The sequence below is a fragment of the Candidatus Planktophila lacus genome (assembly GCF_002288325.1).
Lineage (GTDB): Bacteria > Actinomycetota > Actinomycetes > Nanopelagicales > Nanopelagicaceae > Planktophila > Planktophila lacus.
The window spans coordinates 824,650-849,189 of record NZ_CP016780.1 but is presented as its reverse complement, the minus strand read 5'-3'; the positions used below and the strand labels follow the sequence as shown (position 1 = coordinate 849,189).

Below are 24,540 nucleotides of genomic sequence, written 5' to 3'. Positions count from 1 at the left end.
GGATAGATAAATGCGCATCATCGCAGGACTTGCTAAGGGGCGAAACATTGCCGCCGTGGCAAGTGCCACCCGACCAACTTCTGATCGCGCCCGTGAAGCGCTCTTTTCTACCTTGGCATCTGAATTTGGTGACTTTGCGGGGCTTCATATTTTGGATTTATATGCTGGCACGGGTGCAATCGCGCTTGAATCACTTTCCCGAGGTGCCGAGATTGTTCATGCAGTTGAGAAAGATGAACAAGCGCAAAAGTCAATTACCGCAAACTTCGAAAGCATCAAGAGCGCGCAGTGTCCGGGTAGCTTCCATCTCTTTGGAATGAGTGTTAACCGTTTTTTGCAGGATCGCGCAACAGTTCCGTACCACTTCATTTATATTGATCCACCATATGATGTAGAAGATATTGATGTTATTGAAAATCTCATTCAACTTCGTGAGGGTGGTTTTCTTCATCCGCAAGCTTTAATTGCAGTTGAGAGAAATTCCAGAGTCAAGGAAATATCTTGGCCAGATGGATATCAGGCTCTGCGCGAAAAAAATTATGGCCAAGCGACGATTTTCTATGGGGTTCCAGCGGAACTTTGAGCCTGAAAATGGATAACCACGCTGATCGTTGCTAGCGTTTACTCCATGAAGCGCGCCGTTTGCCCAGGATCATTTGATCCAATCACCTTTGGTCATCTCGACATCATCGAGCGCGCCAGCAGCCAGTTTGATGAAGTTATTGTGGCAGTCTTGGAAAATCGCACGAAGGCTTCGCTCTTTACAGTAGAAGAGCGCATGGAGATGGCTCGTAAAACAACTTCTAAATTTAAGAACGTCAAGGTTGATTCTTGGCATGGCTTGCTCGTTGATTACTGTAAGGAAAATTCAATTCAGGCGATCGTAAAGGGTTTGCGCGCGGTTACCGACTTTGATTACGAGCTTCAGATGGCTCAGGTAAATCTCCAGGGCTCCGGCGTCGAAACTATGTTTATGGCAACTGCTCCAACACACTCATTTCTCTCCTCTTCTATCGTTAAAGAGCTCGCTCATTTCGGTGGAGATGTATCCTCTATGGTTCCAGGCGTCGTAAATGATGCACTTAAAGCACGAGTAGCAGGGAAGTAAAAATGGACTCGATCGAAAAACTCAGCACCGCCATTACTCTGATCGAAGAGGCTCGCGGAGTTCCACTTTCAGCTTCCTGCGTTGTACATCGTGGCGAAATTTTAGAAATCTTAGATGGCGCAAGAATTGCACTTCCACAAGATTTATCTGCAGCCGAAGCAATTTTGGCCCAGCGCGATAATTTAGTCGAGGAGGGTAGAGCATCGGCTGAACAGATGATCGCTACAGCACGCGAAGATGTTGCCCGCATGATCGAACAAACTGCGATCGTTCAGGCTGCTCGCGATGAAGCGCAACGTATCCTCGATGACGCTCGTGCACTTGCCGCCGATGAGCGCGCTGAAGTAGAAAGCTACATTGATGGTCGCCTTGCCACTCTAGAAGTGATCCTCAATAAGACTCTTGATGCGGTAGCCCGTGGCCGAGACCGCCTAGATGGCGCAAACGATAAAGATGTTTTATCTCAATTAGCTGACGACAAGTAATTAGCACTTAGTTATATAGCCAAGAAGATATCAAGAAGAGAAAATACCCATGTCGCAACCTTCATCTAAGGCTTCACAAGTCTTTGAATTCAATACCCATGAACTCCCACGTAGAGCGGGGGAGATGAAGGAGTATCAGTTAGATCTAGAAATTTTGGAGCCGATTGGCGTGCCATTGGTGAGCGTGCCAGCCGGTGATGTTATTGAAGTAGATCTGCGCCTGGAATCCGTTACTGAGGGAGTCTTGTTAAGCGCTGATCTATACGCGATCGCAAAGGGCGAGTGCATTCGTTGCCTTGATCCAGTTGAAATTACCGTTGAACGAAAGATTCAAGAGCTCTATCGCTACGAGCCAAGTAAAGATTCTGGCAAGAAGGGTAAGAAGTCCAAGCGCGCATCTGATGACGACGTAGATCTGGAAGAAGATGACGAACTTTGGATGGATGGCAATGTGATGGATCTCGAGCCCCCTATTCGAGATGCCGTTGTATTAGATCTTCCAATCAACCCGCTCTGCTCCGAAGATTGCCTAGGACTCTGCCCAGATTGCGGTCAGAAGTGGGCAGATCTGCCAGAAGACCACAAACACGAGGCGATTGACGCTCGCTGGGCAGGCCTGGCTGGACTGGATTTTAAGAAATCGGATGAATAAGGGATACTTACCTCCTAACCGAGTTAAGCCAATTTTTACCAATAGGTTTAAAAGAGATTAAGGACGATTACCGTGCCAGTTCCAAAGCGAAAGATGTCTCGTTCGAAGACACGCTCACGCCGCTCAATGTGGAAGACAACTGCAGCATCGCTTGCAGCATGCCCACAGTGCCAGCAGCCAAAGCTCACACACACAGCATGCCCAACCTGCGGAACATATAACCGCCGCCAGGTTCTCGAGGTCTGATCTGTTCTCTTCCTTAACTGCGCAACTCGGGATCTCGTTAAAGCCCGAATTGCTCGAGTTAGCTTTTACCCACCGCTCATTTGCATATGAGTCAGGTGCTAAAGAAACAAATGAACGTTTAGAATTTTTAGGTGATTCAGTACTGGGTTTAATTGTTACTGAAGAGCTTTATCTTCGCTATCCAGATCTCGATGAATCACGTTTATCTCCGCTGAGATCTGGAATTGTAAATATGCGCGCGCTCGCAGATATTGCGCGCACACTTGAACTTGGAAAATATATTCGCCTCGGAAAAGGTGAAGAAGTCACCGGCGGGCGCGACAAGAACTCACTCCTCGCCGATGCGCTAGAAGCCTTAATCGGCGCCATTTATCTCGAGTGTGGATTTGCAACAACTACCACCGTTGTTCGCACACTAATCAATGAAACTCTCGAAAGCGCCATGGCAAAGGGCGCTGGGCTCGATGGCAAGACTGCGCTCCAAGAATTAGTTTCATCACTTGGAAAAGGCACCCTCGAATATTTAGTAACTGAAGAAGGACCTGACCACGATAAGAGTTTCACCGCTGTCGCGATGGTCTCTGGTGAAGCAGTTGCGCAAGGTATCGGTAAGAGCAAACGCGAAGCAGAGCAATCAGCGGCGCGCTCTGCCTACGAAATTCTCGCAACCCTCAAGTAGTACTTCACTCGCGTCACGTACATAAAGACGCCACCTAAACGGTAGGTTTACGCCGTGTATTTAAAGAGTATGACGCTTAAAGGATTTAAATCCTTCGCGTCGGCAACGACGCTTCGCCTGGAACCGGGCATCACCTGCGTCGTCGGCCCTAACGGCTCTGGAAAATCAAACGTTGTAGATGCCCTTACCTGGGTTATGGGCGAGCAAGGCGCGAAGTCACTTCGCGGCGGCAAGATGGAAGATGTCATCTTCGCTGGAACAAGCGGGCGTGCACCACTTGGACGCGCAGAAGTTTCGCTAACAATCGATAACACCGATGGCGCGCTACCAATTGATTACACCGAAGTAACAATTTCCCGCATTCTCTTTCGTAATGGCCAGAGCGAGTACCAAATAAATGGTGAAGCATCACGCTTATTAGATATTCAAGAATTACTAAGCGATTCAGGTATTGGTCGCGAAATGCACGTCATCGTTGGCCAAGGCCAACTAGATGCAATTTTGATGGCTACCCCCGAAGAACGCCGTGGCTTTATTGAAGAAGCAGCGGGCGTTTTAAAGCATCGCAAACGTAAAGAGAAAGCCCTTCGTAAGTTAGATTCGATGCAAGCGAACTTAGCTCGCGTTCAAGACCTAACAGTCGAACTCCGTCGCCAACTGCGACCACTCGGCAAGCAGGCAGAAGTTGCCAAGAAGGCGGCAACAATTCAGGCAGATCTGCGTGATGCCAAGTTGCGTTTGCTCGCCGATGATTTCATCTCGCTTTCCAAAACTCTCGATGCTGAAGTAGCTGACGAAACTGCGCTTCGAGAGCGACGTTCACTTGTTGAAGATGAGTTAGACAAAGTCAGATCACGCGAAGAATCACTCGATGCACAAGCCGCTTTTGAAAGCCCACTTCTAATCGCAGCGCAGGAAAATTTCTATGCACTCAGCGCACTCCGTGAAAAATTCCGCGGAACTCAGTCACTTGCGCAAGAGCGCTCACGCTTCTTAGCTGAAGAAGCAGAAGAAGCGCGTAGCGCAGGTCGTGACCCTGAAGCCCTCGATCAAGAAGCGCTGGCACTGCGCCAGCAAGAAGCGCAATTACGCAGCGAAGTTCAAACAGCACAAGCGCATTTGCAGGCAACAACTTCCAAACTTTCCAGCGCAGAACAATCTTTAAAAGTTGAGGAAGATAAAATCGCCGCGGCGATGCGCGCTATCGCTGATCAACGTGAAGGTACAGCGCGCCAAGAAGGCCACATTAAATCGCTGGCTGCACGATTAGAAGCGATCGCTGAAGAAATTGCACGTTTAGTAAAAGCCCGCGATGAAGCGCAATCACGTGCCGAGAGCGCACAGCGCCAGTACTCAACTCTCGAGATGGATATTGCTGGTGCAGATGCCGGAGAACTTGGGCTCGACTCGGAATTTGAAGTCGCTAAGCGATCTTTAGAGAGCGCTAAAACTGAACTTGGCAATTTAATTGACGCAGAACGCGCGGCTGATCGCGAGCGAAATGCCATCGAATCCAAGTTAGAGGCGATGTTGTTAACCTCGCAGTCACGCGATGGTGGGGCAGCGTTAGTTCGCGATTCTCGCGGATTAACAATTCTCGGAAGCATTGCATCCCTTGTTCAAATAGATTCTGGATGGGAATCTGCAACTGCCGCAGCGCTGGGAACTCTCTCAGATGCGATTGTGGTTCGCGATTTAAACTCTGCAATTAGCGCACTTACAACTATGCGCTCTGAAAACTTGGGCCAAGCAGATGTACTTGTCTACCAACCTGGATCACACAGCGCTACATCTGTTCCGGCTGGTCTTACAGCGCTGACTTCCCATGTTCGTTCTACGGAGATCTCCGAGCTCCTCGCTTCACTTATCTCAAATACGGTCGTTGCAGAAAGTGCACGTGAGGCCGAAGGCATCATTCGTTCCCACCCAAGCGTCACAGTTGTAACGCGTGATGGCGATGTAATCACCGCAAAGCGTGCGCGCGGTGGTTCAGCATCATCTACTTCGCTAATTGAGATCAACGCACTGGTCCAAGAGTTACAGGCCAAGCTTGAGACCATTACGCATAACTGCGATCGCATTAAATTTGAGATCTCAACAGCGCAAGGCGATGTAGAAAGCAAGCAAAATACATTTGATATCGTGCTATCTAAGTTAAATGAATCAGATGCTCGAATTTCTGCTTTTACTGAACAACTAGCCGTAGCTGGCCAGAATATGAAATCGGCATCTGCCGAAGTTGAGCGCTTAAATTCTGCAATCGCTGAAGCCAATGCTGCTAAAGGTCGCGATGAGAACGAACTTTCCATCGCTTCTGCACAATTGCAACAACGTGGAGAAATTGGCGAACCAGACCACAGCGCCGCCGAAAACTTACGAAATGAAGTCTCACTTGCGCGAACTGCAGAAGTAGAAGCACGTCTTGCCGTTCGCACCAGCGAAGAGCGCGTTGATTCAATTGGTGCACGTGCCAAGGCCCTCGAAGATTCCGCTAACGCCGAACGTGAAGCATCCGAGCGGGCAGTATCGCGCCGCGGTGCACGTGCACGCGGTGCGCTGATCTCTTCTGCAATTGCAGAAGCCGCATACGAAGCGCTAATCCATATTGAACGTTCTATCGCAAAGGCTGCAACAGAGCGCGCCCGTCTCGAAGCATCACGATCCGATCGCGAAGGCGAAACGCTTACGGTGCGATCTCGCGGTCGTGAACTAGCTTCTGAACTCGAACAGCTAACTTCTTCGGTTCATAAAGATGAGATCGCTCGTGCAGAACAGCGCATGCGTATCGAACAACTTGAGTCCAAAGCAGTAGAAGAACTTGGAGTTGATACGACAACTCTTGTAAATGAGTACGGACCTCAGAACGATGTACCAACATTTATCGAAACTGAGACCGGTGAGATCGTCGCTACTGAGTTAATCCCGTATCGCCGTGATCAACAGGAGAAGCGCCTCGCTGCCACTGAACGTTCACTCACTCTTCTCGGCAAGATCAACCCATTAGCTTTGGAAGAGTACAACGCGCTTGAAGAGCGCCTTAAGTTCTTGGCCGAACAGTTAGAAGATCTAAAGCGCACCAAGAAAGATCTGCTGGATATCATCAAGGAAGTTGATGATCGTGTGCAACAGATCTTCATGGAAGCGTACGAAGAAACCGCTAAACACTTTGAAGATATCTTCGCCCGCTTATTCCCAGGTGGCGATGGTCGTTTGATACTTACAAATCCTGATGATCTTCTCAACACTGGCGTTGATGTGGAAGCGCGTCCACCAGGAAAGCGCATCAAGCGCCTCTCGCTACTTTCAGGCGGTGAAAAGTCTCTGACAGCGGTTGCTATGTTGGTAGCGATCTTTAAAGCACGACCAAGTCCTTTCTACGTGCTCGATGAAGTTGAGGCCGCCCTCGATGACGTTAACTTGGGCCGATTATTAGTTGTGCTCGAAGAACTTCGTGAAAGTTCACAGTTGATCATCATTACTCACCAGAAGCGCACTATGGAGATCGCAGATGCGCTCTATGGCGTAACCATGCGCGGCGATGGCGTAACTGAGGTTATTTCACAGCGCCTGCGCGAATCTGACACCGCTTAAGGTTCTTTAGGCAATGGGTATTTAGGCAATGGGTATTTAGGCAATGGGTATTTTCAGTAAATTCATCTCAAAGATAAAAGGCGTTTCGACAGCTGATCCACTTGATTGGCAAGAACTTGAAGCAGAACTTCTTGCTGCAGATCTTGGCCCATCACTTACATCCTCAATTATCAAAGATGCTAAATCAATCAAGGGCGATGATGCACTCGCTTCTCTGACTCAGATATTAAATTCGAAGCTCTCAAGTAAATCCCGCACCTTAAGTAAGGCAGCCTCCACCTCAGCGCTAATCGTTGTTGGAGTAAATGGCACCGGCAAAACAACTTCAGTTGCGAAGTTGGCCGCTTCGCTACAAGGCTCTGGCTCCTCAGTAATTCTTGCTGCAGCCGACACCTTTCGCGCTGCTGCAGTAGAACAGTTGCAGACATGGGGAGCGCGTATCGGCGTTGAAGTTATCGCTGGCAAAGATGGAGCCGAGCCCGCATCGGTCGTTTTTGATGCCGCAGTTCGTGCAAACGAACAACAAGTTAGCTACTTGCTAATTGATACCGCTGGGCGACTTCACAATAAGAACGATTTGATGGCCGAGTTAGGTAAGGTAAAACGCGTAATCGAAAAATCCTTACCGGTTTCTGAAGTTCTATTAGTAATTGATGCAACGACAGGCCAAAATGGAATTACCCAAGCGAAGATTTTTACCGAAGCCGTTGATGTAACTGGCTTGATTGTCACAAAGTTAGATGGCAGCGCCCGAGGGGGAGTAGCCCTAGCAATTGAAAACGCTCTCGATATCCCGATCAAATTCGTAGGCACAGGTGAAGGCGAGTCAGATTTCGCTGCCTTCGACTCAGAGCGCTACATCTCAGGCTTAATCGGCGAATAGCCTTCCTATCCCGCACTTGGCGTAACACAGATGTAACAAATTTCCCGATTTTGTGACCCCGTCTTAACCTAGAAAACGAGCCTACGTAACTCGCCGAGAGCATCTTTACCCCCATCTCAACGGCGAGGGTTTGTTCATTTTTGTTAAAACTCTAGGAATAGGAAACGAATAATGGAAGAGATTGTTCTTAATTCAGGCGATACCGCCTGGGTATTAGCAAGTACCGCTCTCGTTCTACTTATGACGCCAGGTTTAGCTTTCTTCTACGGCGGCATGGTTCGCACCAAGAGCGTTTTAAATATGATGATGATGTCGATGGTGACCATCGGAATCGTTAGCGTGATTTGGGTTATCTACGGATTTGAATTGGCATTTGGATATAAGGCAAATTCAGCTTGGTATGGAAATATTTCCTTATCCGGATTAGGTGGAGTTGTTAATGACTTCACAAATAACGGTGGAGTTTATCCAATTCCAGTTCTTGTCTTTGCAGCATTCCAATTGATGTTCGCAATCATTACCCCTGCGCTGATCTCGGGTGCAATTGCAGACCGCACAAAGTTCACCGCTTGGGCGATCTTTGTCGCTATCTGGTCCACATTGGTTTACTTCCCAGTTGCGCACTGGGTATTTGCATTCGGAAATAAAGTCGGAGACACAATTACCGGTGCCGGTTATTTAGCCAGCAGAGGCGTTCAAGACTTTGCAGGTGGAACGGCAGTGCATATCAACGCCGGCGCTGCAGGGTTAGCTCTAGCGATCGTAATTGGAAAGAGAGTTGGTTGGCGCAAAGAATCAATGCGTCCACACTCATTACCATTGGTGATGCTCGGCGCAGGTCTTCTCTGGTTCGGCTGGTTTGGATTTAACGCCGGCTCATCACTGGCTGCAAATGGAACTGCAGCACTGGCTCTAATCAATACTCAAGTTGCAGCTGCTGCTGCGGTTCTGGGTTGGTTACTCGTAGAGAAAATTCGTAATGGACATGCAACCTCACTTGGTGCAGCATCAGGTGCGGTTGCAGGGCTAGTTGCAATCACGCCAGCTTGTGCATTCGTGGCTCCATGGGCCGCAGTAGTAATTGGTCTGCTTGCAGGAGCGATTTGTGCGCTCTCTGTCGGAATCAAATACAAGCTTGGCTTCGATGATTCACTTGATGTAGTAGCAGTTCACTTAATCGGTGGAATCTGGGGATCACTTGCAATCGGCCTATTTGGCTCATCAGCGGTCAACAGCCTCAGCCTCGATGGAATCTTCTATGGTGGCGGAACAGCGCTACTTGGAAAGCAGGCGCTGGGTGTCGGACTTGTTTTCGCATACTCATTCATTGCCACACTGATCATCGGTTACGCAATTGAAAAGACAATTGGTTTCCGCGTAAAGAAAGATGCAGAAGTAGAAGGCATTGATCTAAATGAACACGCAGAAACTGCATATGAAATGACAAGTTCATCACGAGGAGGTTCATTGCTATGAAGTTAATTACGGCTATCTTGAAACCATTTAAGTTAGATGAAGTCAAAGATGCTCTGCAAGCGGCGGGCGTAACCGGAATGACAGTCTCTGAAGCCAGTGGTTTCGGTCGCCAGCGTGGTCACACTGAGGTTTATCGTGGCGCCGAATACACCGTAGACCTTGTACCCAAGGTTCGCCTTGAAGTACTAGTTGATGATGCAGATGCAGCAGCAATTGTCGATGTCATCGTGAAAGCGGCATCAACAGGATCAATCGGCGATGGAAAAGTTTGGACAACGCCAGTTGATTCAATCGTGCGCGTCAGAACCGGTGAACGCGGAACGGATGCGATCTAGGGTATAAAGCAGGTAAGTAAGATAGGTGCATGGGTACACGTGAGCGACGGGAGCGATCGAACGAGAGCGATCGCTTCCTGACCTCGCTATTTAGCCAAGTACCAGATGCAGTTAGTGGGGTAGCACTCGCCGCGGTCGGTGGTTACGGCCGCGGTGAGCTATCTCCAGGATCAGATCTAGATATTCTCTTTCTACATAACGGGAGAATTGAAGTGAAATCTCTCGCAGAGATAGTAAATAAAATTCTCTACCCGCTCTGGGATAAATCTTTTAAAGTCGATCATTCTGTTAGAACCAGATCCGAAACCCGAGAGAGCGCCTCCAGTGATTTAAAAGTTGCTCTAGGGCTACTTGATATTCGATTAATTTGTGGTGATCCAGATTTAGTGGCGGCGGTGCAACACGATGCAATAGATGATTGGCGCGGTAATTCGCGTGAAAGGCTGCCCGAACTACGCCGCTCACTTGCCGATCGCCATCTTCGCGCCGGTGATCTCGCTTATCTCCTTGAACCTGATTTAAAAGAGGCGCGCGGGGGTTTAAGAGATATCAACGCACTGCGAGCAATCGCTCGTTCCGGTGCGGTATCTATCTCTCTTGAGCACATCAGCACTGCAGAATCCGTTTTAAACAATGCACGTGAAGCTTTACATACCGTTACCAGCAGAGATAAGGATCGGTTACTTTTTCAAGAGCAAGATAAAGTTGCCGAACTATTGAAATACGCCGATGCGGATGCGCTAATGAGCGATATCGCACAGGCCGCTAGATCGGTTGACTATCTTCTCGAATCAACTTGGCATCGCTTCGATCATCGCGGTAAAGATGGACTTGGACGCTTCTTAAAGAAAACGCGCACCACACATATTGCGCAAGGGATATCAATTGCCCATCAAGAAGTCTTTATTGACGAGGGATTTGATTTTCATAAAGATCCGGTAATTGGTTTACGTGCAGCCGCAATCGCAGCGCAAGCAGGGCTTCCGGTTTCACCAACGTCTTTGCAAGCTCTGGCACAAGCATCGAAATCGGGTATTTCTAAGTTACCTAACCCTTGGCCCAGATCAGCACGTGAGAATTTAATTACGCTAATCGGTGCAGGTGCGCCTATGGTGCGCATCTGGGAGGGACTTGATCAAGAGGAGATTCTCTTCGATTGGTTGCCTGAATGGCGCGCAGTACGTTCCTTGCCGCAGCGCAACGCACTGCATCGCCATACTGTTGATAGACACATGGTTGAGACCGCGGTATTTGCAGCTGCGCTTACTAGAAATGTGCACCGCCCAGATTTACTTCTCTTTGCTGCACTCTTCCACGATATTGGTAAAGGAACGCAAGAAGATCACAGCGATCGCGGGGAAAAGTTAATTGAACCGCTTGCGCGCCGTATTGGATTCGATGAAAACGATATTGCAACTTTGAAACTATTGGTAAAACATCACCTGCTATTGAGCGCCACCGCTACGCGACGAGATTTAGATGACCCCGCGACTATCGCCAGCGTGACTTCTGTGATTCCGGATTTGCAGACTCTGGAACTCTTGCATGCTCTTAGTATCGCCGATGGACAGGCAACAGGGCGGGCGGCATGGAGTGATTGGAAAGAGAGTTTGTTAAGCGAACTTGTAAGTCGGGTGACTTCGGCCTTAACAGATAACACGATAGCGAGACAACCAGAATTCACAAGCGAGCAGAGAGTTTTAGCAGATAGCGGCGAACTTCAAGTTAAAATCGAAGCTCGCGATCCTGATTTTGCAATCGAAATTATCGCTCCAGATAAAACGGGACTTCTCTCTATCGTTGCAGGTGTTTTAAACTTGGCTAGATTCGATGTACGTTCAGCGCGTACGCAAACGATCGGTAAGAGCGCAATTATGAAGTGGATAGTTACGCCTAACCAATTCGCCCCATCGGTCGATGAGGGTGCGATAAAAGCCGCAATTGCCGAAGCTTTAGCGGATGCCTCTGATTTAACAGAGAGAATTAAACGCCGCGTTGCAGATTACTCAAATATTCCATCAATTCCAGTTCCGCTTCCGATCGTTGAGACCTTTATGGATTCGGCAACTGATGCAACGATTATTGAGGTTCGCAGCCATGATCGTCCCGCACTTTTATTCGGAATCGGCGATGTAATCACCAAATCACAAGTTGATATTCGCTCCGCAATCGTTACAACTTTGGGGGCGGAAGCGATAGATACCCTTTATGTAACTGAAATTGGTGGGGGAGCGCTCTCTCCTGAGCGCGCCCAAGAACTAGCCAATCGCCTATCTAGCGCTCTTGCTTAATTAACCTTTCAAGTACTATTGCCACCTTATGTTTGACAACCTTTCCACCAAATTCTCGAACGCTTTCTCCTCGCTGCGTTCCCGAGGAAAAATTTCTCCTTCAGATATCGAAAACACTTGCGCTGAAGTTCGTACCGCACTTCTCGAGTCAGATGTTGCTCTACCTGTTGTAGATAGCTTTATCGAGAAAATTCGCAGCAAGTCGCTGGAAGCGCTCCCAAATCTGCAATCAGGCACAAATCAAGCACAAGCAATCTTTGAGATCGTTAACGCCGAACTAGTAGAGATCCTTGGCGGATCCGCGCGCCGAGTTCGATTTGCGAAGACCGCTCCGACGGTAATCATGTTGGCTGGATTGCAAGGAGCAGGTAAAACGACTTTGGCTGGAAAACTCGCCAAGTTCTATGCCGAACAAGGCAACACTCCTCTACTTGTCGCATCAGATCTACAACGCCCTAATGCTGTTAACCAATTACAGGTTGTTGGAGAAAGCGTTGGCGTTCCAGTCTTTGCACCTGAACCTGGCAACGGTGTTGGCAATCCAGTAAAGGTTGCAGAGCAAGGAATCGCTTTTGCAAAGTCAAAGTTGTACAACATGGTTATCGTCGATACCGCAGGTCGCCTAGGTGTAGATGAAGATTTGATGCGCGAGGCGATCGCTATCCGTGATGCAATTTCGCCAGATGAGATCCTCTTCGTTGTTGATGCGATGATCGGTCAGGATGCTGTCCGCACCGCGCAAGCGTTTCAGGATGGCGTTGGTTTTGATGGCGTGGTACTTACCAAGCTCGATGGTGATGCTCGAGGTGGCGCTGCGCTATCAATCACCCAATTAACCGGTAAACCAATCATGTTTTCATCGAACGGTGAAAAGCTTTCAGATTTCGATATCTTCTATCCCGATCGCATGGCTTCACGAATCTTGGGTCTTGGCGATGTCGCAACTTTGGCAGAACAGGCCAAGAAAGCCTTTGATGGTGAAAGTTCCGCACGTCTAGAAGAAAAATTTGCGCGTGGTGATGACTTCACGCTTGAAGATTTTCTTGAGCAGTTAGAGGCGATGTCGAAGATGGGCTCGATGTCGAAATTGCTTGGAATGTTGCCGGGCGCTGCAGGGATGAAGAAACAGATCGAGAATTTTGATGAATCTGAAATCGTCCGCACTAAATCAATTGTTCAATCAATGACGCCAATCGAGCGCCGTGATCCAAAAGTTCTAAATGGCTCACGTCGTGCACGAATTGCATTGGGCGCCGGTCGAAAAGTTCAAGATGTAAATTCTTTAGTTGATAAATTCGCAGCAGCACAGAAGATGATGAAACAGATGCGCAGCGGTAAAGGATTGCCTGCCGGCATGGGTATGCCACTAGGGGCGCCCGTACCTGTTCAGAAGGTCAGCCAGCAGCCAGCTAAGAAGAAGTCCAAATCTGGTAATCCCGCCAAACGCGCCTTGGAGGAGAGGGGCTAAAGCCCTGCTCTCACCACGCTCGGATTTCGCTTCTACACGCGTAGATGGCAAGATTAGCCTCCTGTTGAGGGGCCCTCTACCCCCACAACATCCATATCCACAGTTGTATCGAATACATGCGCACCCCGCTGCATAGTTATTTGAGGCGACACACTTTTTAGGAGCACTACTTCTTTGTCTACAAAAATTCGCTTAATGCGCATGGGAAAGATCCGCACACCATTTTTCCGCATCGTCGTAACAGATTCACGTAAAGCACGTAACGGACTTTCAATTGAAGAAATTGGTCGTTACGTTCCAGGACAAGAGCCATCAATCATGGAAGTTAACTCAGAGCGCGCGCAGTACTGGCTCGGAGTCGGCGCACAACCAACTGCCGCTGTAGAGGCGATCTTTAAGGTCACCGGCGATTGGCAGAAGTTCAAGGGCCTACCTGGCACCGAAGGAACGCTTAAGTTTGCAACACCAAAGCCAGCTAAGAGCATCGCTTACGAAGCAGCTGTTAAGCAAGCAATGGATGAGCCTAAAGAAGGCGCAACAACAATGAAGAAGAAGGCGCAAGAGAAGTTAGCTGCAAAGGCTAACCCTGCTCCTGTAATCGAAGAAGTTGTGTCCGAACCAACTGCGACCGAAGAGGTAGCAGTAGTGTCCGAACAAACTGCGACCGATGTGGTGGCAGAGGTTCCAGCTGAGGCTGCGACTACAGATGTAGTGGCAGAAGCACCAGCAACTGAAGAGGCCGCTGAATAACAATGATGGACGAAGCTCTCGAGCACCTCGTTAAAGGAATCGTTGATAATCCTGAAGATGTCATCGTGAAGGAAAAGACTCATCGTCGCGGCACGACTCTAGAAGTTCGTGTTAATCCTGAAGATATCGGCAAGGTAATTGGTCGTAATGGTCGCACTGCAAAAGCGCTTCGTACAGTTGTAAGCGCTATTGCTGGTCGCACTGTACGCGTTGACCTAATCGATACCGATGAGGCTCGTTAAAGCGAAAGCTTTTATCTGATGCGCCTGAATATAGGTCGCATCGGTCGCGCCCACGGAATCTTGGGCGAGGCCACAATTGAAGTACGTACCGATGATGCAGCAGAACGTTTTGCCATCGGGGCAATACTTGAGACAGAAAGCCACGGAAATTTAACCGTGGCTTCTGCACGTGTACACAACGGAATCCTGTTGCTTGGCTTCGATGGAGTGGAAGATCGCAATGCCATCGAGAAATATCGGGATCAACTTCTCTATGCCGACGTAGATATCGATGCGCCAGGTCTTGATGAAGATGATTATCACGTGCTGCAGCTAATCGGCTGTCAGGCATACCTAGTTGATGGCGATTTATTTGGGGAAGTAACTGAAGTCTTAAACCTGCCTGGGCAAGATGTGCTGAGCATTAAGACTGAAGCCGGAGAAGTGCTAATTCCTTTCGTACATCAACTAGTTCCAGTAGTTGATGTGAAAGCAAAGCGAATGACCGTTATTCCTCCCGAGGATTACGAAGCAGGAGTCAGTAAATGAAGATTGATGCGGTAACAATCTTTGCTGAATACTTTGCGCCGGCTCAACTTTCGCTGCTTGGGAAAGCACAGAGCAAGGGCTTGGTAGATATACAAGTTCATGATCTTCGCGCGGCAACGCAAGATAATCACAACACAGTTGATGACACCCCATACGGTGGCGGCGCCGGAATGGTGATGCTTCCTGAAATTTGGGGGCGAGTATTAGATCCCTTGATGGTTGCTGATACAGATTTGATTATCTTGACCCCAGCGGGCAAGCGCTTTAACCAGGAAATGGCGCAGAGCTTTGCTAATTCAAAACATCTGATCTTCGCTTGTGGGCGTTACGAGGGAATTGATGATCGAGTACGTCAACATTACGAGTCATCTGAATATGCAGCAAAAAATGTTCGAGTTCATGAAGTCTCAATCGGTGACTATGTTCTTGGCGGGGGAGAAGTTGCATCTCTTGTAATGATTGAAGCGATTACCCGTTTGATTCCGGGCGTACTTGGAAATCCTGAATCGCTGGCTGAAGAGTCACATAATTCTGAAGGTTATTTGGAGTATCCAAATTTCACGAAACCTCAAGAATGGCGTGGCATAGCGGTGCCGGAGATCTTATTGAGTGGAAATCACGCTGAGATCGCTAAGTGGCGCGAATTACAGGCCATTGAGCGCGCGAAAAAGAATTTCTAACTAGTCAGTAACCGCAGTTTTGCTTTAGCGTTCACCTATGAGCGAAGAGTCAGAAAAGATCCAATCTCGCCTTATTCGCGATCTCGAACCAGTGGTTGCCGTTGAACTCGAGCGCCATTTATCTGTTCAAAAAAATTGGTATCCGCACGAGTATGTCCCATGGTCTGAAGGTCGCGATTACGCAGGCCCGCTAAATGGCGATGCTTGGGAAGCAAAAGATTCACGCCTAACTCCAGTGGCGCAAGATTCACTCGTACTCAATCTTTTAACTGAAGATAACTTGCCGAGCTATCACACTGAAATCGCAATTTCTATGGGTCGCGATGGCGCTTGGGGCAATTGGATTGAACGATGGACCGCTGAAGAAGCGCGCCACTCGATCGTTATTCGTGATTATTTAATGGCAACTCGTGGAGTAGATCCGTACGAACTTGAAGATCTACGTATGGCTCATATGTCACTTGGTTATCAGACACCGTATGAAAACGATATGTTGCACACGATTGCCTACGTTTCATTCCAAGAATTAGCAACGCGTATTTCGCACCGTAATACCGGAAAAATTTCCGATGATCCAATCGCTGAGGGAATGATGCAACGTGTTGCTCTAGATGAGAATCTCCATATGCTGTTCTACCGCAACACCCTTTCGGCAGCACTGGATATGGAACCCAATGCTTCGATGCGCGCCATCGCAGATGTTGTAACTAACTTTGATATGCCTGGTGCAAACATGCCAGGCTTTGGTCGCAAGGCGGTACAGATCGCCCTTGCTGGAATTTATGATCTGCAGCAACACCTAGACGATGTTGTATCTCCAGTGCTTCGCGCCTGGAACGTCTTTGAACGAAATGATTTGTCTGGTGATGGCCTAGTAGCTCGCGATGAACTCGTCGCCTTCATGGAGAAATCTGGAAAAGAAGCTGCCACCTTCAACGATAAGCGCGAAGTCCACTTTGAACGCTTGATCGCGCGCGGCCAAAACCCAATCCGTATCCAAAAGTAATCTTTATCTTTTAATTCAAGGTAGATTTGCCCCATGTGTAGATTACTTGGATATGTTGCGACTGAAGAACGTACCTTTGCAGATGTTGTTGGCGAAGGATTTGAAAACTTTGTAGAACTATCCAAAGAGCATAAACATGGCTGGGGAATCTCGGCTTGCTCAACCGATACACGTAAGACCGAACTGGTTCGCGACTTAACTCTCGCAGCAGAGAGTGAGAAGTTCGCAGAATCTTCTACGAATTTGAAGTCAGATGGTGCGCTATTGCACCTGCGTTTAGCATCTAAAGGTTTAACGGTAGATCTTTCCAATAACCACCCATTTATCTACGGCGACTATTCCTTTATGCATAACGGAACCATCAAATCGATTGATTCAGTGCAGAAATTTGTTGACCCGCGCTATTTAGATAAGTTCACTTCCACTACGGACAGTGAGCGCTATTTCTTCACTATCTTGAGCTGTATCGATGAACTTGGTTTGATTGAAGGTCTTCGCAAAGCGGTAAAGACCATTTCTGCCAATTGTGACTTCACGAGTATCAACTCAATGCTCATGACCCCCGACACCTTTATTGCGGTCTGTGAATTCAATGAGGCTGATTCGACTGAATGGACTGTAGATAGCCATTATGAACTTCGCTATAGCGTTGAAGATGGCGTCATCAAGGTGGCATCGACCGGTTGGGGTAAAGATCACTGGACTCGTCTAACCAACCATTCAATCTTGGTCGTTAATCGCAAGGATCTGAGCTTTGAGGTATTACCTCTCTAACTCACAGCGATACCCTTCTCCTCATGGCCCGCACCTATACAGTCGAAACATACGGCTGTCAGATGAACGTTCATGACTCTGAACGAATTGCGGGGTTATTGGATGAGGCTGGTTACTTGCCTGTTATTGAGGGAGAACAAGCAGATATCGTCGTTTTCAATACCTGCGCCGTGCGTGAGAACGCCGATAACAAACTCTACGGAAATCTAAGTTTTCTGGCGCCAATTAAAAAGCTCAATCCAAATATGCAGATCGCAGTCGGTGGGTGCCTGGCCCAAAAAGATCAATCTATTATCTTGAAGAAGGCTCCCTATGTGGATGTCGTATTTGGAACTCATAACGTTGGCTCATTGCCAGTTTTGCTCGAACGCGCGCGCATCGAAGAAGAGTCCCAGATTGAGATTAAAGAAGCGTTAGAACATTTCCCATCGACGTTACCGGCGCGCAGATTCTCGGCTTTTACTTCGTGGGTTTCAGTTTCGGTTGGCTGCAATAACACCTGCACCTTCTGCATAGTCCCAACTCTTCGTGGGATCGAAAAGGATCGCCCTGAAGCGGATATCTTGAAAGAAGTCCGAGCTTTGGTCGATCAAGGCGTAATTGAAATTACCTTGTTGGGTCAGAATGTAAACGCCTATGGTGTTGAATTTGGCGATCGCGGAGCATTCGCGTCGCTGCTTCGTAAATGTGGAGAAATTGACGGGCTAGAGCGAGTTCGTTTCATGTCACCTCACCCACGCGATTTCACCGATGATGTCATTGAAGTTATGGCAACTACGCCAAATGTGATGCCCCATCTACATATGCCGTTGCAGTCGGGCTCTGATCGAATTTTGCAGGAGATGCGCCGTTCTTATCGATCAAGCCGTTACCTTGGCATTTTGGATCGAGTTCGTAGCGCTATGCCACACGCCATGATCACGACCGACATCATCGTAGGTTTTCCAGGCGAGACAGAATACGATTTCCAAGCAACTCTTGACCTAACTACGCAAGCGCAATTTTCCGCGGCGTACACATACAAGTATTCAATCCGTCCCGGAACCCCAGCTGGTGTAATGCCAAATCAAGTACCGGAAGCGGTTGTTGGTGAGCGCTATACGCGTTTACATGAACATCAACAGAAGATTTCTCTCGGCGTAAATAAGAGATCTATTGGGCAAACACATCGCGCCTTGGTCTCAGAAGTCGAAGGTCGACGCGACCAAGCGCAGGCGAGGCTTACTGGAAAGACGGAAGATTTCCGCTTAGTGCACTTTGATGCCAAGAGCCAAGCGCGCCCCGGAGATTTTGTAGACCTAGAAATTACAGATGCTTCTGCGCATTATCTGATCGCAAAAGAGTTGGCACATATCAAAACTCGTGGGGGAGATGTCCACGAAGCGCGCACAAAGCAAGGACCAACTGCAACTTCGCTAGGCACTCCGACTCTTCGCAAGCCAAGTGCCGCTGAATAACTCAACTATGAAGACGATAGTGATTTGTGGGGCTACCGCCACCGGTAAGAGCGATCTTGCGGTAGCTCTTGCTAAAGAGATTGGTGCAGAGATACTCAATGCCGATTCGATGCAACTCTATCGGGGCATGGATATAGGAACCGCGAAGTTAACTCTGGAAGAACGAGGCGGCATCGAGCATCATCTACTAGATGTCTTGGACGTTACCGAAGATGCAACGGTTGCCTGGTATCAAGAACAAGCGCGAAAGAAGATCACCGAGATTCACGCGCGCAATAACCATGCTGTAATCGTTGGTGGAACGGGCCTCTACATAAAGGCGATTTTGGATGAGTTGAATTTCCCAGATACCAATCCAGAAGTTCGAGAGCGTTTAAATCAAGAGGCCGAAGAATTCGGAGTAGCCCGACTTTTTGAACGACTACAACTTCTGGATCCCGCAGCAGCTGCGGCGATCGATATCCAAAATGTGCGCCGCGTAATTCGAGCTCTGGAGGTAATTGAGATTACGGGACAACCATTTACCGCCAATCTTCCTCGCGAAGACTCATCCAAGTATCCAGATGCGCTGCAATTTGGCCTCGTTATGGATCGCGAGAAGCTAACCGAACGCATCGATGCGCGCGTTGATTTAATGTGGGGCAGAGGCTTGGTAGCCGAAGTTGATTCGCTAATCACCGAAGGAATCACCAAGGCAACCACCGCAAGGCGCGCACTGGGTTATGCGCAAGTAATCTCCATGCGCGCAGGTGAGATTAGTGAGGATCAGGCGATGGAAGAGACCAAACGCGCCACAAGGCAATATGCCCGCCGCCAAGAGACTTGGTTCTCCCGCGATGCGCGAATTAAATGGATTTCACCGATCCAACCGCGTTTGGAAACGGTTCTGCAGAAGATAAACTCAACAACGTAATGAATACTCCAATTATCGCCACCTATGGCCATGGCACCGAGAATGATTTTCTTGTGGTCTTTGATCCTGAAGAAGAGATATCAATAACTACTTCACAGACGGCTGCGATGTGTAACCGTGAAACTGGAATCGGCGCAGATGGCCTGATAAAAATTGGTAAGCGCGACGGTAAATGGTTTATGGATTACCGAAATGCCGACGGATCACTGGCTGAAATGTGTGGCAACGGCATCCGCGTAATGGCTAGATACTTAGTTGAGCGCGGCCATCAACCTGAAGGAATTTTTGCGATCAATACTCGAGATGGTGTAAAGCATCTACGGGTTCCAGCAAAAGATGATATTTCTGTAAATATGGGCAAAGTTATGGATGAGGGAGAAGCGGTTACTGCCTCCGTTGAGGGAAAGATCTGGAACGGGTATCACATCAGCGTAGGCAATCCTCATGCAGTGGTTTTTGTCGAAAAGATTGAAGATGTGGGATCGCTCAAAGATGCGCCAGTAGTGCGCCCACGAGATATATACCCAGAAGGCGTTAACGTTGAATTCGTTGAAATCACTGCAAATAAAGAGATCAAGATGCGCGTGCACGAACGGGGTAGTGGTGAGACTCGTTCATGCGGAACCGGGACTTGCGCAGTCGCACTTGCTGCAACGCTTCACACAAATACTTCTCTGCCAGCGCGTTGGGTAATTTTCCCTCCGGGAGGAAGATTGGTAGTAGATATCGATCCTCACGCCAATGCCACTCTTATTGGCCCAGCAGTCTTGATAAAAGATATTGATATAACCGATTACTTGCAGGATGCATGAGTAACGACCAACCACGCAATAACGATTTATTTGAAGAGCTACTTCGCGAAAGTGCGCGGGTAGCGGCAGATTTTGATGCCGACGAAAGTGAATACGATCCTGATCCGCAACAAGAGCTAAGCGATCGTCACGCGCTCCGCCGCGTAAAGGGATTTTCTACTGAACTACAAGATATTTCTGATGCCGAGTATCGCCAGTTACAACTAGAACGTGTTGTTCTTGTCGGCGTATGGACAGAAGGCAGCGCCGAGATGGCCGAGAATTCACTCGCCGAGTTGAAAGCACTCGCCGAAACGGCTGGTTCGGAAGTTCTAGATGGCTTGATCCAGAGAAGAGATAAACCAGATCCCGCAACATATATCGGTTCTGGAAAGGTAATTGAACTTCGCCAGATAGTTGCATCAAGTGGTGCCGACACAGTTATTTGCGACGGTGAACTCTCTCCATCACAACTGCGACAACTTGAAGATAAGTTAAAGGTGAAAGTTGTAGATCGCACAGCCCTTATTCTCGATATCTTCGCCCAGCACGCCAAGAGTAAAGAAGGTAAGGCGCAGGTAGAGCTCGCGCAGATCGCCTACTTACTTCCTCGTCTACGTGGTTGGGGTGATTCACTTTCCCGCCAAGTTGGTGGCCGCGCCGCAGGTGGTGCAGGTATTGGTGGCCGCGGTCCAGGTGAAACTAAGATCGAAACAGATCGACGTCGTATTCGCGACAAGATGGCCAAATTGCGCCGTGAGATAGCGGAGATGAAGGTATCTCGAGATACAAAGCGGCAAGAACGTAAACGTTTCAATATTCCATCTGTAGCTATCGCCGGTTATACCAACGCAGGAAAATCATCTCTTCTTAACCGGCTAACCAATGCAGGTGTGCTTGTCGAAAATGCTTTATTTGCAACCCTTGATCCAACGGTGCGTAAGTCACACACCGCAGATGGCCGCACTTACACACTCTCTGACACAGTGGGTTTTGTTCGCCACCTTCCACACCAACTAGTTGATGCCTTTAAATCAACACTGGAGGAAGTATCTGGAGCAGATTTAATAGTTCACGTTGTCGATGGTTCGCATCCAGATCCTTTTGAACAGATCCGCGCCGTCCGCGAAGTTATAACCGATATTGGCGGGGGAGATATCCCGGAAATAATCGCCATTAATAAAGTTGATTCAGCTAACCCTGAAGTGGTTATGGAGATATTACGTAAAGAGAAGAACAGTTATGCATTCTCTGCGCGAACCGGATTTGGAATTGAAGGTTTAGTACATGCAATCGAGAAGTCGCTACCGCAGCCGAATATCGAAATAAATTCGATAATTCCATACAACCGCGGTGATTTGGTAAACGAGATTCATGAGACTGGTGAAATTCTCTCTGAGGAATACGTGGAGAGCGGCACGGCTATTCATGCGCGCGTGGGGGCATCACTGGCTAAAGCGATAGAAGCAGCGCGTATATCGCCAAGGTAAAAAGCGATAGAAGCAGCGCGTATATCGCCAAGGTAAAAAGCGATAGAAGCGGTGGAAAAGCCCTATTAATGTCTGGTCTTACTTATTTATACGGGGAATATCTGCGACACGCCGATGGTTGTAATGGGTAATCACAGGTAAGTGCGCGAGTATGCGCCCGTACGCAACGAGCAATAGATGCGAGTTGTTTTGAATATATGGAAGTGAGGTGAGAGCAGTGGCAACAGATTACGACACCCCCCGAAAGACGGATGAGGAACTCCACGAGGAGTCGCTAGAAGAACTCAAAGCTAAGCGCGTCGATGCTCAATCCGGTCAGATTGATGTCGATGAAGCAGAGGCGGCAGAGAATCTAGAACTTCCTGGCGCAGATCTATCTGGTGAAGAACTAGCAGTGCGCGTCGTGCCAAAGCAGGTCGATGAATTTACTTGTTCACGATGCTTCTTGGTGCACCATATAACTCAACTGGCTAAGGGTGAAGGCGCCAAGGCAGTCTGTAAAGAGTGCAATTAATTAAAGTAATTCAGTAATCGGTTTAACGATTAAGCAGCGCGGCGATCTCTTCGCCGCGTTTGCTCGTTACTAGCCAATATGGCGTCCTATCTCTTGAATCGTTTAGATCGATTCGCAACCCACGTGGCTCCCAAAATTTGATTGCCAGATAGGCAGCAGGATCAGCATCACGGGTACGAAGTAATCTCATCGCAGTTTTATCTAGAACTGTGGCTTTTCCAAGGTAATTAACTTCAATATTTGCTTTATCAATCTTTAGAACTTTTCCGTCAAAAGTTATTTCTGAAGTCATAGAAAACGCGATCCAGATCAGCGCGAGTGTTGAGATTACAAAAGTGACCAACGTCGCTCGATTATCTAGCGCTGCCCATACAGAGAGAACTATGGAAAGAAAGAGAAAATATATAAAGGCCAGCACCCAAATAGGCGGCCTTAGAACTTCGCGGAAGATCACACCTTTATCTTAGTCTTTTAAGCTCCTTTCTTATCTTGGAACGTAGATGAAGTTAAGACTATGAAGTAAAGTGAGGCTATGAGTCGAATCGCTAGCACTACTGCTCCAGAAGGTGCGGTTATCCCAGAGCGCCATCCGAAGGCGCCCGAGATTGGGACCAAGATTCCATCTCACTTTGGACATTGCTTCGGTTGCGGTGAACTACATCCAACTGGTTTACATTTGGTTGCACACGCAGGAGCTGGTGCAGATTTAACTGCTGAGTTTATGGTTACCGAAAATCACCAAGGCGCTCCAGGGTTAGCGCACGGCGGGCTGTTATCGCTGGCATTTGATGAAGCGCTCGGAAAGTTGATGTGGTTGATTCGCTCACCGGCGGTCACCGCGCGTTTAGAAACAGATTTTTTAAAGCCGGTTCCAATGGGAACCACTTTGCATATAACAGCAAGAATTACTGGACAGGTAAATCGTAAGGTTTACACCGCTGCAGAAGGTCGCCTTGGTGGCCCAGATGGTGAAATCGCGGTAAAAGCGGCAGCGCTCTTTGTAATTGTTCCAATGTCGCACTTTTTAGAGAACGCTCCGAAAGAGTATCTAGAACATATCGCCAAGACCCCTGAGATCCTCGCCTTTGTAGATCCGGAATTTGAGATAAATCCATAATGGGCGTTCAAGTATTAGTAACAAGGCTAGATCCAGATCTGCCACTGCCGCGTTACGCAAAAGGTGGAGATGCTGGCGCAGACATAGTCTCGCGTATTGATGTTGTTCTTGCACCGGGGGAGCGCGCGCTTGTTCCAACTGGAATTTCGATCGCCCTTCCCGATGGTTACGTTGCGTTAGTTCATCCGCGTTCTGGGCTTGCAATTAAACATGGCGTCACCATGGTCAACGCTCCTGGCACAGTTGATGCTGGTTATCGCGGAGAGTTACAAGTTATTTTGATCAATCACGATCCTAACGAGAGCGTTTCATTCAAACGCGGAGATCGCATCGCGCAACTAGTTATTCAAAAGGTAGAACGTGCAGATTTCCTAGAAGTAGAAAGCCTGCCAGGTTCTGGTCGCGGCGCTGATGGCTTTGGATCAACGGGTCGCACATGAGTAATCCGGAACATCACGAGGATAAGGCGAAAGTTCTTGCAGCTTTTGGTGGCAAGAAAGGCTTAATTGATTCTGGTATTCCTTCAGTTATTTTCCTAGTTGTTTTCAACGTTACAGATGAACTTCAAAGCGCACTTTTTGCATCCGTTGCAGTGTCGGCGCTCTTAACGATAATTCGCCTAGCCATGCGCGAGACTATTCAACATGCAGTCTCTGGGTTGATTGGCTCGTTAATCTGCGCTTGGTTTGCCAACCGCACCGGAAATGCCAGCGATCTCTATATCCCAAAGTTACTCACCAACCTTGGATATGGCAGCGTTTACTTGATTGCCAACTTGACGGGATGGCCGATCCTTGGTTTATTGCTTGGGCCAATTCTGGGAGAAAACTTACAATGGCGTAAAGATCCAGCACGAGCTCGCGCATATAAGCGGGCTAGTTGGCTCTGGGTTGGGATGTTCTTTGCGCGCATCGCCGTGCAGTACCCGATTTATCGAAGTGGAAATGTGAATTTACTCGGAACAGTAAACCTAGCTATGGGATATCCGCTATTTCTGGCGACTGCTTATGGTTCTTGGATGATCTTAAAAACCGTTCCAACAACGAAAGTTAGCGAAAAGTAAA

General features: G+C 48.3%; 27 protein-coding genes. 26 read left to right on the top strand and 1 reads right to left on the bottom strand.

The annotated features are described in order from the left end of the window. The first annotated feature begins 10 nt into the window (after positions 1–10). The 23 genes from rsmD (at position 11) to A1sIIB106_RS04155 (ending at position 22,359) form a co-directional block, all read left to right on the top strand. On the top strand, positions 11–583 hold the full coding sequence (rsmD, locus tag A1sIIB106_RS04265) for a 16S rRNA (guanine(966)-N(2))-methyltransferase RsmD (RefSeq protein ID WP_125932740.1): 573 nt from the start codon (positions 11–13) through the stop codon (positions 581–583). 45 nt (positions 584–628) lie between these two features. Continuing rightward, complete coding sequence (gene coaD / locus A1sIIB106_RS04260) at positions 629–1,108, top strand: pantetheine-phosphate adenylyltransferase (RefSeq protein WP_095677472.1); 480 nt, start codon at positions 629–631, stop codon at positions 1,106–1,108. A 2-nt stretch (positions 1,109–1,110) separates the two neighbouring features. Beyond that, entirely contained in the window at positions 1,111–1,593 is a 483-nt protein-coding gene (locus tag A1sIIB106_RS04255) for an ATP synthase subunit B family protein (RefSeq protein WP_095677471.1), read from the top strand. A gap of 49 nt (positions 1,594–1,642) precedes the next feature. Next, positions 1,643–2,245 (top strand): YceD family protein, encoded by a 603-nt coding sequence (locus A1sIIB106_RS04250; RefSeq protein WP_095677470.1) that lies wholly within the window; start codon positions 1,643–1,645, stop codon positions 2,243–2,245. A 72-nt stretch (positions 2,246–2,317) separates the two neighbouring features. Continuing rightward, positions 2,318–2,491 carry a 50S ribosomal protein L32 gene (gene rpmF, locus A1sIIB106_RS04245; RefSeq protein ID WP_095671248.1) on the top strand — a complete coding sequence of 58 codons (174 nt, stop codon included), beginning with the start codon at positions 2,318–2,320 and terminating at the stop codon, positions 2,489–2,491. Positions 2,492–2,540: 49 nt separating this feature from the next. Continuing rightward, a complete protein-coding gene (gene rnc, locus A1sIIB106_RS04240; protein WP_236858075.1) occupies positions 2,541–3,170 on the top strand; it encodes a ribonuclease III in 630 nt (209 codons plus the stop codon). Between the two features lie 69 nt (positions 3,171–3,239). After that, entirely contained in the window at positions 3,240–6,761 is a 3,522-nt protein-coding gene (gene smc, locus A1sIIB106_RS04235) for a chromosome segregation protein SMC (RefSeq protein WP_095677469.1), read from the top strand. Positions 6,762–6,804: 43 nt separating this feature from the next. Continuing rightward, positions 6,805–7,644 (top strand): signal recognition particle-docking protein FtsY, encoded by an 840-nt coding sequence (gene ftsY, locus A1sIIB106_RS04230; protein WP_095677468.1) that lies wholly within the window; start codon positions 6,805–6,807, stop codon positions 7,642–7,644. Between the two features lie 171 nt (positions 7,645–7,815). Continuing rightward, complete coding sequence (locus A1sIIB106_RS04225) at positions 7,816–9,120, top strand: ammonium transporter (RefSeq protein ID WP_095677467.1); 1,305 nt, start codon at positions 7,816–7,818, stop codon at positions 9,118–9,120. Beyond that, positions 9,117–9,455 (top strand): P-II family nitrogen regulator, encoded by a 339-nt coding sequence (locus A1sIIB106_RS04220; protein ID WP_095671244.1) that lies wholly within the window; start codon positions 9,117–9,119, stop codon positions 9,453–9,455. The genes A1sIIB106_RS04225 and A1sIIB106_RS04220 overlap by 4 nt, the downstream gene beginning before the upstream one ends. 29 nt (positions 9,456–9,484) lie before the next feature. Further along, entirely contained in the window at positions 9,485–11,746 is a 2,262-nt protein-coding gene (locus A1sIIB106_RS04215; RefSeq protein WP_095677466.1) for a [protein-PII] uridylyltransferase, read from the top strand. Positions 11,747–11,774: 28 nt separating this feature from the next. Then, positions 11,775–13,214, top strand: coding sequence for a signal recognition particle protein (gene ffh, locus A1sIIB106_RS04210; protein ID WP_095677465.1), 1,440 nt, complete (start codon positions 11,775–11,777; stop codon positions 13,212–13,214). A gap of 174 nt (positions 13,215–13,388) precedes the next feature. Next, positions 13,389–13,964, top strand: a complete 576-nt coding sequence (rpsP, locus tag A1sIIB106_RS04205; RefSeq protein WP_095677464.1) for a 30S ribosomal protein S16 — start codon at positions 13,389–13,391, stop codon at positions 13,962–13,964. Between the two features lie 2 nt (positions 13,965–13,966). After that, a complete protein-coding gene (locus A1sIIB106_RS04200) occupies positions 13,967–14,206 on the top strand; it encodes an RNA-binding protein (protein ID WP_095527184.1) in 240 nt (79 codons plus the stop codon). Positions 14,207–14,224: 18 nt separating this feature from the next. Continuing rightward, a complete protein-coding gene (gene rimM / locus A1sIIB106_RS04195; protein ID WP_095677463.1) occupies positions 14,225–14,734 on the top strand; it encodes a ribosome maturation factor RimM in 510 nt (169 codons plus the stop codon). After that, complete coding sequence (trmD, locus tag A1sIIB106_RS04190; RefSeq protein ID WP_095677462.1) at positions 14,731–15,414, top strand: tRNA (guanosine(37)-N1)-methyltransferase TrmD; 684 nt, start codon at positions 14,731–14,733, stop codon at positions 15,412–15,414. The genes rimM and trmD overlap by 4 nt, the downstream gene beginning before the upstream one ends. Positions 15,415–15,451: 37 nt before the next feature. Then, a complete protein-coding gene (locus A1sIIB106_RS04185; protein ID WP_095677461.1) occupies positions 15,452–16,420 on the top strand; it encodes an acyl-ACP desaturase in 969 nt (322 codons plus the stop codon). A gap of 33 nt (positions 16,421–16,453) precedes the next feature. Further along, positions 16,454–17,194 (top strand): class II glutamine amidotransferase, encoded by a 741-nt coding sequence (locus A1sIIB106_RS04180; RefSeq protein ID WP_095677460.1) that lies wholly within the window; start codon positions 16,454–16,456, stop codon positions 17,192–17,194. A 23-nt stretch (positions 17,195–17,217) separates the two neighbouring features. Beyond that, a complete protein-coding gene (gene miaB, locus A1sIIB106_RS04175) occupies positions 17,218–18,651 on the top strand; it encodes a tRNA (N6-isopentenyl adenosine(37)-C2)-methylthiotransferase MiaB (RefSeq protein WP_095677459.1) in 1,434 nt (477 codons plus the stop codon). Between the two features lie 7 nt (positions 18,652–18,658). Further along, positions 18,659–19,564, top strand: a complete 906-nt coding sequence (miaA, locus tag A1sIIB106_RS04170) for a tRNA (adenosine(37)-N6)-dimethylallyltransferase MiaA (RefSeq protein WP_095677458.1) — start codon at positions 18,659–18,661, stop codon at positions 19,562–19,564. After that, the gene (gene dapF / locus A1sIIB106_RS04165; RefSeq protein WP_095677870.1) at positions 19,564–20,376 is read left to right on the top strand and encodes a diaminopimelate epimerase; all 813 of its coding nucleotides are present in this window, start codon (positions 19,564–19,566) and stop codon (positions 20,374–20,376) included. The genes miaA and dapF overlap by 1 nt, the downstream gene beginning before the upstream one ends. Continuing rightward, a complete protein-coding gene (hflX, locus tag A1sIIB106_RS04160) occupies positions 20,373–21,845 on the top strand; it encodes a GTPase HflX (RefSeq protein WP_095677457.1) in 1,473 nt (490 codons plus the stop codon). Before dapF ends, hflX begins: the two co-directional genes overlap by 4 nt. Before the next feature lie 217 nt (positions 21,846–22,062). Then, positions 22,063–22,359 carry a DUF4193 domain-containing protein gene (locus A1sIIB106_RS04155; protein ID WP_029168537.1) on the top strand — a complete coding sequence of 99 codons (297 nt, stop codon included), beginning with the start codon at positions 22,063–22,065 and terminating at the stop codon, positions 22,357–22,359. A gap of 22 nt (positions 22,360–22,381) precedes the next feature. Here A1sIIB106_RS04155 and A1sIIB106_RS04150 read toward each other — a convergent pair whose 3' ends face one another. Continuing rightward, positions 22,382–22,813 carry a DUF3093 domain-containing protein gene (locus tag A1sIIB106_RS04150; protein ID WP_095677456.1) on the bottom strand — a complete coding sequence of 144 codons (432 nt, stop codon included), beginning with the start codon at positions 22,811–22,813 and terminating at the stop codon, positions 22,382–22,384. Positions 22,814–22,891: 78 nt separating this feature from the next. On the opposite strand from A1sIIB106_RS04150, the gene A1sIIB106_RS04145 reads away from it, so the two are divergent. From A1sIIB106_RS04145 to A1sIIB106_RS04135, 3 genes are read left to right on the top strand one after another with little or no spacing between them, the layout of a single operon-like run. Next, positions 22,892–23,476, top strand: a complete 585-nt coding sequence (locus tag A1sIIB106_RS04145) for a PaaI family thioesterase (RefSeq protein ID WP_095677455.1) — start codon at positions 22,892–22,894, stop codon at positions 23,474–23,476. Further along, positions 23,476–23,916: a dUTP diphosphatase gene (gene dut / locus A1sIIB106_RS04140; RefSeq protein ID WP_095677454.1), complete on the top strand. Its 441-nt coding sequence runs from the start codon at positions 23,476–23,478 to the stop codon at positions 23,914–23,916. Before A1sIIB106_RS04145 ends, dut begins: the two co-directional genes overlap by 1 nt. Next, positions 23,913–24,539: a DUF3159 domain-containing protein gene (locus A1sIIB106_RS04135; RefSeq protein ID WP_095677453.1), complete on the top strand. Its 627-nt coding sequence runs from the start codon at positions 23,913–23,915 to the stop codon at positions 24,537–24,539. Before dut ends, A1sIIB106_RS04135 begins: the two co-directional genes overlap by 4 nt. Position 24,540 lies beyond the last annotated feature (1 nt).